This is a genomic window from Microbacterium binotii (genome assembly GCF_021398715.1).
Classification (GTDB): Bacteria; Actinomycetota; Actinomycetes; order Actinomycetales; family Microbacteriaceae; genus Microbacterium; species Microbacterium binotii_A.
Map to the genome: position 1 here is coordinate 381248 of NZ_CP090347.1, position 14270 is coordinate 395517.

17 protein-coding genes are annotated in these 14270 nt (G+C 69.8%); 6 read left to right on the forward strand and 11 right to left on the reverse strand.

All coding sequences use genetic code 11. The annotated features are described in order from the left end of the window. Positions 1 to 92 precede the first annotated feature (92 nt). Both LXM64_RS01960 and LXM64_RS01965 read left to right on the forward strand, forming a co-directional pair. Positions 93 to 3257, forward strand: coding sequence for a carbohydrate binding domain-containing protein (locus LXM64_RS01960; protein WP_234074411.1), 3165 nt, complete (start codon positions 93 to 95; stop codon positions 3255 to 3257). Between the two features lie 79 nt (positions 3258 to 3336). Beyond that, positions 3337 to 3852, forward strand: a complete 516-nt coding sequence (locus tag LXM64_RS01965; protein WP_234074412.1) for an ASCH domain-containing protein — start codon at positions 3337 to 3339, stop codon at positions 3850 to 3852. Between the two features lie 59 nt (positions 3853 to 3911). Here the strand turns inward: LXM64_RS01965 and LXM64_RS01970 are convergent, their stop codons facing one another. The 11 genes from LXM64_RS01970 to LXM64_RS02020 all read right to left on the reverse strand — a co-directional run bounded on the left by LXM64_RS01970 (position 3912) and on the right by LXM64_RS02020 (position 12472). Further along, positions 3912 to 4085, reverse strand: a complete 174-nt coding sequence (locus LXM64_RS01970; protein ID WP_234074413.1) for a hypothetical protein — start codon at positions 4083 to 4085, stop codon at positions 3912 to 3914. Positions 4086 to 4172: 87 nt separating this feature from the next. Further along, complete coding sequence (locus tag LXM64_RS01975; RefSeq protein ID WP_234074414.1) at positions 4173 to 5759, reverse strand: chitinase; 1587 nt, start codon at positions 5757 to 5759, stop codon at positions 4173 to 4175. Further along, positions 5756 to 8095, reverse strand: coding sequence for a glycosyltransferase family 2 protein (locus LXM64_RS01980; protein WP_234074415.1), 2340 nt, complete (start codon positions 8093 to 8095; stop codon positions 5756 to 5758). The genes LXM64_RS01975 and LXM64_RS01980 overlap by 4 nt, the downstream gene beginning before the upstream one ends. Positions 8096 to 8308: 213 nt before the next feature. Then, complete coding sequence (locus LXM64_RS01985; RefSeq protein ID WP_234074416.1) at positions 8309 to 8767, reverse strand: hypothetical protein; 459 nt, start codon at positions 8765 to 8767, stop codon at positions 8309 to 8311. 30 nt (positions 8768 to 8797) lie between these two features. Continuing rightward, positions 8798 to 9934: a glycerate kinase gene (locus tag LXM64_RS01990; RefSeq protein WP_234074417.1), complete on the reverse strand. Its 1137-nt coding sequence runs from the start codon at positions 9932 to 9934 to the stop codon at positions 8798 to 8800. An 89-nt stretch (positions 9935 to 10023) separates the two neighbouring features. Further along, the gene (locus LXM64_RS01995) at positions 10024 to 10194 is read right to left on the reverse strand and encodes a CsbD family protein (RefSeq protein ID WP_137418157.1); all 171 of its coding nucleotides are present in this window, start codon (positions 10192 to 10194) and stop codon (positions 10024 to 10026) included. Between the two features lie 44 nt (positions 10195 to 10238). After that, positions 10239 to 10853, reverse strand: coding sequence for an alkaline shock response membrane anchor protein AmaP (locus LXM64_RS02000; RefSeq protein WP_234074418.1), 615 nt, complete (start codon positions 10851 to 10853; stop codon positions 10239 to 10241). Continuing rightward, positions 10850 to 11434 (reverse strand): DNA/RNA endonuclease G, encoded by a 585-nt coding sequence (locus LXM64_RS02005; RefSeq protein WP_234074419.1) that lies wholly within the window; start codon positions 11432 to 11434, stop codon positions 10850 to 10852. The genes LXM64_RS02000 and LXM64_RS02005 overlap by 4 nt, the downstream gene beginning before the upstream one ends. Next, a complete protein-coding gene (locus LXM64_RS02010) occupies positions 11431 to 11820 on the reverse strand; it encodes a hypothetical protein (RefSeq protein ID WP_234074420.1) in 390 nt (129 codons plus the stop codon). The genes LXM64_RS02005 and LXM64_RS02010 overlap by 4 nt, the downstream gene beginning before the upstream one ends. Further along, entirely contained in the window at positions 11817 to 12005 is a 189-nt protein-coding gene (locus LXM64_RS02015) for a DUF2273 domain-containing protein (protein ID WP_137418153.1), read from the reverse strand. The genes LXM64_RS02010 and LXM64_RS02015 overlap by 4 nt, the downstream gene beginning before the upstream one ends. After that, positions 12002 to 12472, reverse strand: a complete 471-nt coding sequence (locus LXM64_RS02020) for an Asp23/Gls24 family envelope stress response protein (protein WP_234074421.1) — start codon at positions 12470 to 12472, stop codon at positions 12002 to 12004. The genes LXM64_RS02015 and LXM64_RS02020 overlap by 4 nt, the downstream gene beginning before the upstream one ends. Before the next feature lie 143 nt (positions 12473 to 12615). Here LXM64_RS02020 and LXM64_RS02025 point away from each other — a divergent pair, with 143 nt between their 5' ends. From LXM64_RS02025 to LXM64_RS02040, 4 genes are read left to right on the forward strand one after another with little or no spacing between them, the layout of a single operon-like run. Next, positions 12616 to 13185 carry an RNA polymerase sigma factor gene (locus LXM64_RS02025; protein WP_234074422.1) on the forward strand — a complete coding sequence of 190 codons (570 nt, stop codon included), beginning with the start codon at positions 12616 to 12618 and terminating at the stop codon, positions 13183 to 13185. Continuing rightward, on the forward strand, positions 13182 to 13778 hold the full coding sequence (locus LXM64_RS02030) for an Asp23/Gls24 family envelope stress response protein (RefSeq protein ID WP_234074423.1): 597 nt from the start codon (positions 13182 to 13184) through the stop codon (positions 13776 to 13778). Before LXM64_RS02025 ends, LXM64_RS02030 begins: the two co-directional genes overlap by 4 nt. Continuing rightward, positions 13775 to 14059: a hypothetical protein gene (locus tag LXM64_RS02035; RefSeq protein ID WP_234074424.1), complete on the forward strand. Its 285-nt coding sequence runs from the start codon at positions 13775 to 13777 to the stop codon at positions 14057 to 14059. The genes LXM64_RS02030 and LXM64_RS02035 overlap by 4 nt, the downstream gene beginning before the upstream one ends. A gap of 14 nt (positions 14060 to 14073) precedes the next feature. Continuing rightward, positions 14074 to 14268 (forward strand): hypothetical protein, encoded by a 195-nt coding sequence (locus tag LXM64_RS02040; RefSeq protein ID WP_234074425.1) that lies wholly within the window; start codon positions 14074 to 14076, stop codon positions 14266 to 14268. Positions 14269 to 14270: the final 2 nt, after the last annotated feature.

Below are 14270 nucleotides of genomic sequence, written 5' to 3' on the forward strand. Positions count from 1 at the left end.
GTTCGTGGCCGGTGAGGCCGGCGACCGATCGACGGGAGCGGCGCTTTCGCAGATGAGGCGCTGGTGGCACTCGAACTCAAAGGAGACAAGACGTGAGACCACCCCTACGCACCCCGCGCCGTGCACGCGCACGCGGGCCACGGACAGTCGGCGCGCTGCTGGGAATCGGCGCGCTCGCGCTGTCCTCGGCGGTCGCGATCCCCGCGGCCCATGCCGCATCCACCCCACTGATCGCGAACGGCACGTTCGAGACCGGGATCAGCGGCTGGACCGCGCCCCTGGGTGGAACGCTCGCCGAGAGCAACGATGCCAAGTCGGGGAGCAAGTCGCTCGCCATCAGCGGGCGCACCACGTTCCAGTCGGGACCGACGGCCACCGTCACGGGTCTCCTGGATCCGGCGAAGAGCTACGACCTGTCGCTCGCGGTGAAGTTCGACACGGGCGCGGCCACGCAGAACTTCAACGTCGTGCTGTGCACGAGCTCGCGCAGCCAGTGCGATGTCGTGACCAGCGCCACGGTCACGGCGGGCCAGTGGAAGGTCCTCGAGAAGACCTTCACCCCGGCGATCGCGAACTACGACATCATGTTCGTCGAGACGCCGTGGAACACGAACGTGCAGAGCTTCGTCATCGACGATGTCTCCCTGACCACGGCAGGCGGCACCGACCCCGGCACTCCCGTCGTGACCGAGCCGCCGGCCGTCGCCGGCAACCTGCTTCCCGATGGCCGGTTCGTGGACGGGTTCACGGGATGGACCGCGGTCCGCTCCGGCACGCTCGCCCTGAGCGATGACGCGGCCAGCGGGGCGCACTCCCTCAAGGTCACCGGTCGAACCAACACCCAGTCGGGGCCCTTCGCCTCGGTGACGGGCAAGCTCGAGGCCGGCGCCACCTACCGTCTCGGGGGCAAGCTGAAGTACACCGAGGGTGAGCCGACCCAGCAGTTCAACTTCACGTTCTGCCCGAGCAACTTCAACGGCTGCGTCGACAATGGTCAGACCTACACGCGCGGCGAGTGGGGCACCTTCTCCAAGGAGTTCACGGCCGGGGCCAACCACGCGTCCGCGGACTGGCTCTTCGTCGAGACACCGTGGGGATCGAGTGCACTGCAGGACTTCCAGGTCGACGACATGTCGCTGATCAAGGTCGCGGACGCCCCGGCGACCCCGACCTACGGCAGCCTGGAAGAGGTGCAGACCAAGCCCATCGGCGACCACAACCCGCTCGTCGGCCACAAGTTCGGCGCCGACCCGCACCACCTGATCTACAACGGCCGCCTCTACATCTACTCGACGGATGACACGCAGCAGTACGAGGCGAACACCAAGGACGCCAACGGCCTGCCGACGCAGTCGAACGGCTACGGTGCCATCACGCGTCTGAACGTCATGTCGACCTCCGACATGGTCAACTGGGTCGACCACGGCGCGGTTCCGATCGCGCGTGAGGGCGGCGCAGCTCCGTGGGCGCGCAACTCCTGGGCTCCGGCGGCGATCGAGAAGGACGGCAAGGTGTACCTGTACTTCTGCGACAGCGGTACCGGCACGGCCGTCGTCGTGGGTGGATCGCCCCTCGGGCCCTGGACCGACCCGGTCGGCAAGAAGATCATCCCCGACACCGTCTCGCCCGAGTACATCGCCGGCGGTGGATTCCCCGCGGGGATGTGGCTGTTCGACCCCGAGGTCTTCATCGACGACGACGGACAGGCGTACCTGTACTTCGGCGGCAACTCGCAGATCGGCTCGGGCAGCAACGTCCAGGGTCCGCAGAACCCGAAGTCGACGCGCGTCGTGAAGCTGAAGGACGACATGGTGACGCTCGACGGCGACCCCGTGGAGATCGACGGCCCCGGCATGTTCGAGGCCTCGAGCATGTTCAAGCGCGGCGACACGTACTACTACTCGTACTCGTCGAACTTCCAGGTGCGTCCGCAGGAGGGGGTCTACCCGCCCACCGGAGCGATTGCCTACATGATGACCGACGACCCGATGAACCTGCCGGCGTCCAAGTACGCGGGTGTCGCCTTCCAGAACCAGTCGAACTTCTTCGGCGCGGGTAACGGCGGCAACAACCACTCCGACATGTTCACGTTCAAGGGCGAGACGTACTTCACGTACCACGCTCAGACGCGTGGCGCGGCGTGGGCTGCGGCGCTCGGAACCCCGGGATCGACCCAGGGCTACCGCTCGGTGCACATCGACAAGCTCGAATTCAACGCGGACGGCACCATCAAGCCCGTCCAGGGAACCCGCGCAGGCGTCGAGCAGGTCGAGGCGTTCGACCCGTACCGCACCTTCGAGGCCGAGACGCTGGCATGGCAGCTCGGGCTGAAGACGGTCGCGACGGATGCGGCGTCGGTCGAGTTCCCCGAGCACAACGGCAGCGGCAACATGGCGCTGAGCTCCATCGACGACGGCGACTTCGCGGGAATCTCGGGGGTCGACTTCGGTGACGGGGCCGCCTCGGTCTCGGCCCGGGTCAAGCCGCTCGTGGAGGGCGCGTCGATCCAGGTCCGGCTCGACGAGGTCGACGGCCCCGTCGTCGGCGAGATCGCCGTCGAGGGAACCGTGGGCGAGTGGACCACCGTGAAGGCTGACGTCACCGGCGCGACCGGGGAGCACGATGTGTTCTTCGTCTTCGCGGAGCCCGAGGGCGGCACGGACTCGAAGCTCATGGAGGTCGACAACTGGACCTTCACGGCTGAAGAGGGAACCGAGCCCGGCGAGCCCGGCGAGCCCGGTGAGCCTGGTGAGCCTGGTGAGCCTGGTGAGCCTGGTGAGCCTGGTGAGCCTGGTGAGCCTGGTGAGCCTGGTGAGCCCGGTGAGCCCGGTGAGCCCGGTGAGCCCGGTGAGCCCGGCGAATCCGATGTGACCGCGGTCCTGTCGCGTACGGATGTGCGTGCGGGTGAATCGGTGACGGTGACGGCGCAGGGACTCGATGTCGCGAAGGTGGAGATCGGCATCGCGAGCACGTATCGCGCGCTCGCCACGGTCGATGTGACCGACGGCGCGCTCCGTGCGACCGTGACGATCCCCGCGGACATCACGCCGGGGGAGCACCACATCCAACTGCGCGATGGCGACCGGATCCTCGCTGAGCTGCCCGTCACCGTACGTGCGGCCGCGGGTGCGCTGGCCGCGACGGGGCAGGACACGACGCCGATGATGTCCGCGTCGCTGTTCGGCGCCGCGATGCTCGGCCTCGGCATCCTGGCGATGCTCCGGCTGCGGGCGCGGGCGCGTCGCTCCGAGCTGTAACGGATGAGCAGCAGGTGCCCGGAACGGCGTTCGTCGTCCCGGGCACCTGCCTTTGTGTGGCGGGTGGGAGAATGAGCGGATGTCCGAGTCATCCGCTTCCTCCGTGGCCCTCACGCGCGACATCGCCGCTGCCGAACGGATGTGGGAGGAGTACCGCACCGCCCACCCCGAGGCGGTGAGTGCTTCGCCCGAGTACACCGTCGAGCACTTCGGCGACTCGGCGCGCCTGGCCGATGAGCTCCTCGACATCGTCCTGTCCGGACGTAAGCGCGCGACCGCAGAACTCGTCGCTGACTTCGTGGCGCGTGGCGATGCCGTACCGCGTATCGGTTCCCACTGGATCGCCTGCGACAGCACGGGCGCACCGCGCATCGTCATCCGCAGCACCGAGCTTCGCCTCGGCCCCTTCGGGAGCGCCGATGCATCCTTCGCCCGAGACGAGGGGGAGGACGACGGCTCGCTCGAGAGCTGGCGGCGCGAGCACCGGCGGTACTGGGATCGGGTCAGCGCCGCGCGCGGCGCCGTCTGGTCGGAGGACGAGGAGATCGTCTTCGAGCGGTTCTCCGTGGTGTGGCCGCCGGAACACGCGGACTGATGGCGGCGGCGGAGCCCAGGCTCCCCGCGCCGTCCGCGGCGGGGACCCCGGGCTCCGGCTCAGCTCGCGTCGCCCTCCTGGGAGGCAATGCGGTCGGCGTCGGCGCTGTCGACCTTGTCGTCGTCGAGATCCTGGTCCAGCACCTCCTTGCCGTCCACCTCTCGCGTCGGCGCCTCATCCGGCTCGCCGTCCCCGGGAAGCGGCACCGGGGGTGGGAAGGTGTTGTTCGACATCGTGGTCTCCTCTCGATCGGATCCAGCGGATGCCGGTACGCTACGCCGCGGTGCTCCCACCTTCGCGGGGGTTGACGCGGTTCCGTCTCAGGGGCCGCTCTGGATGATCTGCTCGAGCTGCGCGATCGTCAGCGGTTGCCACGGCGAGCCGTCCGCGTCCGTGGCCTGGGCAGCGGGGCTGTCGCCGCGCGTCCAGTACTTGGCTTCGTAAGGGACCTGCTGGAACATCACCCGTTGACCCTCGGTGTATGTCGCGGCCGGATCCCAGTCCGGGTAGGTGCCCGCCGGCAGTGTGGGCTGCGGGTAGGGCGTCTCGCCCGGCAGCACGGGGCCGATGAGCCGCCACGGCCACGAGTCCGCGTCCGCCAACGGGTTGTCCGGATCGTCGCCGCGCGTCCACCACTTCGCCTCGTAGACGTTCTGCCGCCAGACGACCTTCGCGCCAGAGAGGTACGTGTTGGTCTCGGTCCAGATCGGGTACGGGCTGGCGGCGGGGTCGTCGGTCACCGTGGGAACGGGCTCCGGCGTGGTGCGGCGCCCCGCTGACGCGTCGGGTGTCGCCTCGAATCCGGGCTGCAGTGTCTCGGCGAATGTCGTGTCCTGCTGGTCGACGCCGCTGCAATCGTTGGAGACGACCGAGGTGTCGGCGTAGTTGGTGCCGCACGTCCGGTCACGGTTCAGCGACCACATCGACAGTCGCGACATCCGCTGCTGCTGCGCGAAGGCGTTCAGCGCGGTCGCATCGTCGAGGGTGAAGACCTCGCCGGCGACGTCGTTCTGACCGATCATGGGCGTGGCGGCCAGCTTGCCCCAGAGGGTGGGTGCGGTCAGCGTCGTCCCGGCATCCTCGTAGAGCGCGCCGAGCTGCGCATGCGTCGCGCGGAGCGCGTCGATGGCGGTCTCGGCCATGGTCTGCGTGCCGCGGTCGACGCCGTAGTCCATCGTCATGACGTTGACCCCGGTCAGATCCACGCCGGACTCCAGCATCTGAGCGACGGCGGTGCGCGCGGCCGCGGTCAGCCCGTCGGGCGCGACCGGCAGGGTGAGCCAGACGGCGAGGTCGTCGCCCGCCGCCCGCCGCTCGCCCTGGAGATCGGCGATCGCGACCGCCCGGCGAAGACCCGACACCGGGTCTTCGAGGTTCGCACCCTCGATGTCGAGGTCGATCGTCGTCACGTCGTAGCGGTCGATGACGCTCCGATATGCCTGCCCGAGTCCCTCTTCGTCGGAGCAGGCGTTGGCGAGCTCGGTGCCCGCTGCCCCGCCGAAGGACAGGACGACATCGCCGCCGCTCTCGCGCAGCCGCGTGATGCGCCGATCGAGATCCACATCGCGCGCCGCCTCGTCCAAGTTGTAGTACCCGCCCCAGGACGGCGTGCACGAATCCGCCGCGGCGGCCACCACGAACGAGAGCACGACGTTGCGGTCGGCATCGTTCTCGGGCTTCTCGAAAGCGAAGAACGGTGTCGTCGTGACGTCGACGTACGGCGCGAACCATGCAGCGCCCGTGACCGCGCGCACCTGGTCCACCACGAGGAGGCGGTAGCCGAAGAGCGAACCGGCGACGATGGCGACGAGGATGATGACCCCGAGCGCGACCCGCCACGGTGACAGGCGTTTGCCGTCGTACGGGCCGGGAGCGGGCGGTGCGGTGTAGGCGACGCGTGGGTTCATGCGCGCCGGCCCGCCGCGCTTCTCGCCTCGAGAGCGCGCGAGGGTGCCGTCTTGACCGCGGCGGACGGGGTGGGGCGGGCCGCGCGGCGCACGGGATCGCCGGCGGCGGGGTAGCCGTGGAACAGCGCGTCCTGCCAATCGAAGCCGGGTTCGCCGGGGGCGGCGCGCCCCACGGTCTCGGTGGGCACGGTGACCCACATCCAGTTGGTCAGCCCCATCCACACATCGACGATCGAGTTGCGGATGCCGATGTTCTCGACACACGCCCACAGGGCGCAGACCGTGTTGAGCGCGCCGAAGAAGAACGTTCCCCAGTTCTGGGCGTTGAAGCTCCACCACGCGGTGAAGATCGAGAACGCGACGATCGCCCAGGGGGCGACGACATAGAGGAGCGTCGTCGCCGTGCGCTCACGCACCTTCGGGGTGCGGGCGAAGGGGATCTTGCGGCCGGTCAGGCCCTGCTCGACGGATTTCAGCACGCCGGCGAGATTCACCGGCAGCAGGATGAGGTTGAAGCCGTAGATGCGCAGGATGTCGAGGTAGCGATAGCCCGAGTACTTGAGGTCGCTCGCCTGGCACAGGAAGTACGGCGCGGCCGCCACCAGGACGAGCGGGCTCAGCAGGTCGCTGTCGAAGGGGAACGTGAGCAGGAAGAGCAAGGCGAAGCTGGCCCATGCGAGCGAGGCCATGTAGTTCACGCGGATCATCCACTCGCCCAGGCGCACGGGGCGCGAAGTGCGTCTGCGGGCGCGCACCTGGCGCAGGAACTTCGGCAGGATGAGCAGGCCGCCGTTCGCCCAGCGTCGCCGTTGCACCACGAGGGAGCCGAAATCCGGCGGCGTGGCCGAGTAGCTGAGGCGCTCGGGGTAGTTCACGAGCGTCCAGTTGTGATCGGCGAGGTCCACCGAGGACTCGGTGTCCTCGATCACGGTGCGGTCCTGCACGTAGCGGCGCACCTCGAAGCCGTCGACGTCGTCGATCTGCATGATGTCGTCCATCGCCTCCATACGGATCACGGCGTTGGCCCCGACCCAGAAGGTCGCGTCGTAGCCCGACATGCCCTGATGGAGGATGTGCTGGATGTCCGTCGTCGCGCCCGCCAGACGTTCGATGCGCGTCGGGGCGCCGCGGAACGAGGAGTACGGCGTCTGGGTGACTGCGACGCGTTCGTTGCCGGGCTGCTCGAGGAAGTAGACCAGGCGCAGGCAGTAATCGCGCAGCAGGAGCGAGTCGGCGTCGAGGGTGAGCAGGTAGTCCGAGTTGGGGATGACGAGATCCGCCTCCTGCCCGGCGCCCGCGACCAGGCGCAGCACGGTCTTGCGGCCGGGGCCCTCCACGAAGCGGTAACGACCGCCCATCAGACCGATATACGCGTTGAGGTTCATCGCCTTGTTCGCTTCGCTGGACAGCGACGCGTAGCGTTTGCGCTCGAACGTGCCCACATCCACGGAGAAGATCCACACCAGGCGCCGGTGCAGTTCGTGCAGCCGCTGGTGTGAGAGCTCTGTTCCCGATTCTGCTGCGGACTCCAACGCGGACGCGGTGAGGTCCAGGTCGTCGGCCAGCCCGCGCACGACCTGGTCGATGAAGAAGGTGTCGACGTGGTCCTCGTGCGGTTCGGAGTCCGCCATGTCGTTCAACCAGGCGACCGCGTAGCGGTACTCGTCGCGGAGGGACCGGATCTCCGCCTCGCCGACGCCGCCTGTCGCGGCACGCTGCTCGAAGTCGAACAAAGCCTCTGTGAAGCGATAGGCGGGCTCGGCCAGATCCTCGGCGATTCCGAGGGCGATCTGGCGGGTCGCCTCCAGGCGCGCGAGGGTGTGCGGATCCGTGGGGAATGGAGGGTCATCCAGCAGCAGCACGACCCGCAGGGACGGATACTCCTGCAGCGCCGCAGACCACATGGTCTTGCGGATGACCGCGGGCTCCTCGGCGTAGGAGGGGATGAGGACCGTCATCCCCTCGCCGTGCTCGTCGTCGAAGTGGCGGTCGAGCTCCGCGCGGGGCACCCGCTCGTGATCGCGGAATCGTCTGAGCGCAGCCTCGCGCTGCACGAGGAACATCAGCGCGGAGAAACTCAATGCGGTGATCACGAGCGCGTAGATGCAGGCCTCGATCGTGGGCCAGATGTGCTCGCCGTCGTAGGCGAAGATCTGGCGGAGTGCGGTGGTGAGCATGTAGGCGGCCCAGCCGGCGACCGTGATCGCGATGGCGACGCGTGCCCAGACGATCTTCGCGGCCGAGGGCCGCGGGTGAAGCGTGGGCAGCGGTTCGCGGCTCCGTTCGGATCCCCACTGCCGCTTTCGTGCGCTCGGAAGCGCAGGAGTCTTCGCCATGCCGTCCCCTGCCGAAGGAGCGGTGAGCGCCCACGTCTTCGGGTGACGGGGCGCTCACCGAGAGCAGCGGAATGCTGCTGGAGCTACGGTACGAGAGCGGTTCCAGATGCGGACGGTGCGCGGGGGAATTCGGACGGAACGGCCCGAATCTTGCGGCAGGATTGCGGATCTTGCGCATTTCTTGCGCATTCCTTGCGTTTCGGGCGGCGCCGTTCAGACGCGACCGAGTCGCAGGATGTCGATTCCGAGCCATCCCAGCGCGCGCAGGCGGCGGCGGTCGGCGCGGTCTCGCGTGGTGGCCAGTGAGGGCGCGGTGCTCACCACGATCTGGTGGACGACTTCGGCGCTCAGCAGACGCGCGAGCGTGCGCGGCGCCACCGAGGTCGCGCCGCCCACGATGAGACAGATCCGCGGCGCGTCGTCGACGAGCTGCGCGTCGATCCGCGAGAAGAACTCCTGCGCACGGTGCAGGGTGGAGCCGTGCGCCTTGCGGTCGATGATCACGACGCCGAGATCGGCCGGCCGATCGCCGACGCCGGGCAGGACGAGCTGGTCGGGGTCGATGACGCGCCGGATGCCGGTGATGAGAGCCTCGGCGTCGCCGTCGATGAGCACCCGTGCGCTGCGCAAATCCTGTTCGACCCGCCGACGCAGTCGCGCGCGAAGACTCATCGTGCGCTCCTCGCCTCGTCGGTACCGTCTCTACACGCTATCGCGCCCGGTATGCGAGCGCGCGAGGCGGGCGCCCGCTTCGCGCAGCCATCGTCGCGGATCCGCCAGGGCCGCCGAGGCGGATCCCGCCAGCTCGACCAGTGACACGTCATCCGCTCCTGCGGCCACACCGAAGCGGCCGGCGACAACGCTCACGGGCACGCCCCGAGCCTCTGCATACGCGCGGACGACGCCGGGCGCCTTGCCCAGCAGCGACTGGGAGTCGTACGAGCCTTCGCCCGTGATCACGCGGTGCGCACCTGCGAGGGCGACGTCGAGCCCGATGGTCTCGGCGACCGCATCCGCGCCGGACGCGAGCTGGGCGCCCCAGACCAGGAGGCCGTAGCCGCATCCGCCGGCGGCTCCCGCTCCCGCCACGTCCGCCGCGGCGCCGACGACGCGGGCCCACCGCGTCAGCGCGGTCTCGATCCGGTCCACCTGGTCGGGGTCGGCTCCCTTCTGCGGCCCGAACACCCGTGCGGCGCCGTGGGGGCCCAGGAGCGGGGCGCGGACGTCGGAGAGGACGAGGATCCCGTCGACCGGCGGAGCGATGAGGTCGTCGGCATCGAAGGATGCGGCGCGCGCGAGTCCGGCGGCTCCGGAGGGGACCGGGCGGCCGTCCGCGTCCCTGACGATCGCCCCCAGCGCCGTCAGCGCTCCCGCACCGCCGTCGCTGGACACGCTGCCACCGATTCCGAGCAGCAGGCGAGTGGCACCGGCCGCGAGGGCGGCGCGGATGGCTTCGCCGAATCCGAGCGTGTGCGTCGCCAGCGGGTCGACCGCCTCCGCGGCACCCACGAGCTCCATCCCGGAGGTGCACGCGAGTTCGACCACCGCGGTGCGGGGGTGGTCGCCCGGCAGCATCAGCCAGTGGGAGTCGATCCGTCGTCCCGTCGGACCGGTCACGGTGATGGGAACGCGTCGAGAGCCCGGGATCGCGGCGGCGAACGCATCCAGCGTGCCTTCGCCGCCATCGGCCATCGGCCGCAGCAGCAGCTCGTCGTCGGGGCGGACGCTCCGCCATCCCTCGGCCAGGACGCGTGCCGCGCTCGTCGCGTCGATCGATCCCTTGAAGCTGTCGGGAGCGATGACGATCCGCGAGCGGGTGGGGGAAGCGGCAGCGGGCACCCGTCGATCGTCGCAGCCGGAGCCCGCGAGCGATATCCCCGCAGCGACGTGCCCCGCGACCGAGGGCCGCGGGGCACGTCCGTTCCGGCTTACTTGAGGGCGTCCTTGACGTTCTCTCCGGCCTGCTTGAGGTCGGACTTGGCCTGCTCGGCCTTGCCCTCGGCCTCGAGCTTCTCGTTGCCCGTGACCTTTCCGGCGGCTTCCTTGGCCTTTCCGACGAGGTCCTCAGCAGCGTTCTTGATCTTGTCGTCGAGTCCCATGGGGGTCTCCTTTCTCTTTCGGATGACCCGCGCGCGGTGCGCGGTCACGTGAGGGTGCGCCGGTCCGAGGCGAGACGCGCCCGGAGTCCTGCGTGAAGCGAGATGTATGTCCGCGTGGGGCGGTCCAGCAGAGCGTCGAGACGGGCACCGACGGCGGCGACGTGGTCGGCGATGTCGCGAGGCGACGCCTGGGGGCGGGGGGTCACGGACACATGGAGCACGGGCGCGTTGCGAACGTCGTCGGCCACGACGCGCGTCGAGAGGATGTCGGCCCGTCGCGCCAGCGATGCGGTGACCGCGTCGGAGGCGAATCCCTCCCGGACGACGACACGGCCGGACGTCGCATCCGTCTCGGTGCTGCGCAGCACGGTGCGCGAACGCCGGTGCGCCAACAGCACGACGGGGATGAGCAGGAGCGCGATGAGGATCACTGTGCCGGCGACCGCGCCGACGCCGGCCCATGACACCGGTCCCCCGCCGACGAGGGTCGAGGTGTGCGCGGAGTCCACGGCGTCGGCGGCGGTGGTGAGGGCTCGCGTCCACAGTCCGTGGGCGTCGGCTGAGACGGACGCCCACACGACGGCGCCTCCCGAGGCGACGGCGATGAGACCGATGACGAGGACGAGGGTGCGGTTGAGACCGCGACGGGTGGTGTTCATCGCTCCTCCTTCTTGTCGAGGCGGCGGTGCACGCTCAGCGTGACCGACGGGCTCAGCCGGTACGTGTCCAGCTCCGCTTCGGATACGGCGCGCACCTCGTCGAGATCGATGCCGAGACCCGTCTCGGGGCGCACGGTGACATCGACGCGGCGGTGGCCCACTCCGACGGTGAGCCGGCGCCGGTCGATGCCGAGGGCGTCGCTCAGATGCTGGGCCAGGGCGGCGGCGATCACGCCGTTGTCCACCACGACGATCGTGCCGTCGACGGCGGCCATGGTGTGCTTCGCCAGTCGGCCCGGGGTGACGGCGATGACCACGAAGACCGCACCCACCAGGGCGACGGCGGCGCCGATCGCGGTCATCGCCGCGCCGGACGCCGCGGAGAGACCGCGCAGCAGGTCGGTCGGGGCGGCGACGAGCGCGGGCGCGCCCGACATGACCAGCACGGTCTCAACCCCGAGATAGGCGATCAGCGCGATCACCAGCACCACGGCGACGACCATGGCCGTCGACCGCGGCGAGTGGGTCTCACGCCGTTGCACGCGCGCGAGCGCGCGGTCCGGCGAAGGGGTGGCACTCATCTGACCCTCCTCCTCTTCTCGATGCGGGCGCCGGTGATCGTGAGGTCGATGCGGCGCACCTCGCGGCCGGTGAGGGCCGCGATGTCGGTGCGGATCTGTTCGCGGATGCGGTGTCCGCGCGCGGTGACGGTGTCGGACTCGGCGGACACCGCCTCATCCGACAGGTCGGGGACAGGAAGCGGAGCCTCCACCCGGACCGCCAGCGCTCCGGCGGTCGCGCCGAGCCTGACCGTGACCTCGCGCCGGGTGATGCCCACGGCCCGTGCAGCCACCTGTTCGCACACGGCGACCAGAGCACGCTCGGCCACGAGCGTCCGGCCCGGCAGGACCGTCTCGGCGGCGGGTGTCATCCCGCCGCCGAGCGCGGGCCAGGTCGCGGTGCTCATGATGTCCGGCGGCCGGAGAACACGTTGGCGAGCGCGCGGAGATCGAGCGAACCCGACACGACGCGACCGACCAGCGCACCGATGCCCATGAACAGGGCCACCAGGAGGAATCCCCAGAAGCCGAACAGGAGGGCGGACACGGCGAGCACCGCACCCACGAGCGCTCCGCTCACCGTGGCGCTCATGCGACGCGCGCCTCGGTGTCGTCGTCCGTGTCGTCGCCGGGAAGGTGCACGTCGTTGACCTCGACGTTGACCTCGACGACCTCGAGGCCGACCAAGCGCGAGATCGCGCCGGCCACCGCGGCACGTACGCCGGCGGCGACCTCCTGGATGGGGGCCGGGTACTCCACGACGATCGTCAGATCGGCCGCGGCCTGCGTCTCGCCGACCTCGACCTTCACACCCTGCGTGAGGTCCGTCGCGTTGATGGCGTCGCGGATCATCCCGAGAGCGCGGGCGCCGCCGCCGCCGAGCGCGTAGACGCCGGGAACCTCTCGCGCTGCGATGCCGGCGACCTTCGCGACCACGCCATCGGCGATGACGGTCCGACCTGCGGCCGCGACCGTCGGGGCGGCTCCGGTCGTGCCGGTGGTGCCGCGGTCGACGCGGGCGGGGGCGACGGTAGGGGTGGTCTTCTGCTCAGTGGCCATGATGTGCTCCTTTATCTCGTTGCCAGGGCGGTGACAAGAGCGCGAGACGGTTCTCGTCGTCGGCGCTAACTTCGCCCTACTGACATGAGGCACCTACCCGCCGGATCGTCACAGAAAAGTTCCGGCGGATTTCGGAGGAGCCGATGGCGGAGCCCGAGACGGGGGCGAGGGGCCTCGCAGCGCTGTCCGACCGCATCCTGGTGGAGCGGGCGGTCGATGACGACGTCGCAGCCTTCGCGGAGATCGTCCGTCGGCACAGCCCGCTCATGCGCGCGTACATCGCGCGCATGCTCCGCTCGCAAGCCGACGCCGACGACGTGGTGCAGGATGCCTTCGTCGTCGCGTGGCGGCAGCTGCCGACCCTCCGCGACGGTTCGTCGGTCAAGGCCTGGCTGCTGCGCATCGCGTCGCGCGAAGCACTGCGGGTCCTGCGCCGTTCGGCGAAGGAGGAGGGGTTCGATGAGTGGGAACCTTCCACACCCGAGAGCACCAGGCCCGAGCACGTCGCCGAACGCAACGCTAGACTCGCGGCACTCTCGGCGGAGTTGGAGAGACTGCCGGAGGCGCAGCGACGGACCTGGCTGCTCCGGGAAGCCGCGGGTCTCGGCTACTCCGAGATCGCGGAGGAACTGGACGTGCCGGTGAGCACGGTCCGCGGGAACCTCGCCCGTGCCAGAGCGAGCATCATGATCGGGATGGAGGGATGGCGATGACCGCATCGAACGCCTCATCCGACGTCCTCGACTGCGGACGCACGATCCAGGAGCTGAGCGAGTATCTGGAGGCGGGGCGCTCGCCGCGCGACGCCGAGATCGAACAGTGCCCGGAGTGCCTGAACGCCCTCGAGTCCCTCTCCCGCGTCGGAGACCTCTCCCGCGATCTGTTCGCCGCCGACGCGGCCTCGCTTCCCGAGCCGTCGGCGGGATGGTTCGGCGGCATCCTCGATCAGGTCGCGGCCGAGCTGCGGTCCGGACGTGATCTGCCGGTGCGCCACCCCGACCCGAGAGTGCGGATCACCGTCGCCGAGGGGGCGGTGCGCACCCTCCTGCGCTCGGCCGCCGACGAGCTCGACGGTGTGTTCATCGGGCGCACGCGCATCATCGGCGACGTCGAGGAGCTCGGCGCCCCGGTGACGATCGACATCACCGCATCCATCGCCTGGGATCTCGACGCCCACGCCGTGGCCGACGACGTGCGGCGCCGGGTCGCGGAGGTCGTCGAGCGCCACACCGATCTCGACGTCGCCGCGATCGACGTCACGATCGAGGACATCCACGCCCCCCAGTCACCGAAGGACGTGTCATGAACCTGCCCTCTGCGCCGCGGGATGCGGTGACCGAGCTCGTCCTCACCTCCTCCGGCGTCGCCGCGGTCTTCCCGCCGCGCGTCGCGGATGCGGTGGCCGGCGCACTCGGCTCCATCACCCCGCTCGTGACCGGAGAAGCCGCCTCGGAGCTCGTTCAGGTGCGCATCGCCGCGGACGCGTCGGCGAGTGCGGCCGACACCGGCCGCGAGGTCGCCGATCTGCTGCTTGCCCGCTTCCCGGAGGCGGACCTCATTCGAGTGCAGATCGACCGGATCCAGTGACCGGGTCGGATGGCATGAAGGAGTACCGCGTCCAGTTCAAGAACGCCTGGTCGGAGCGCAACGGCGATGAGGTGACGGCGCGAGTGATGTCGCTCGAGGCCGCGCGGCGCTTCATCGCCGACCATCCCGAGACCGAGTACGTCATCCTGCAGCGGAGCGCAGGCGACCCTTCCTCTATCTGGTCGCTGGCACCGGAGAACGAGGGCTGACC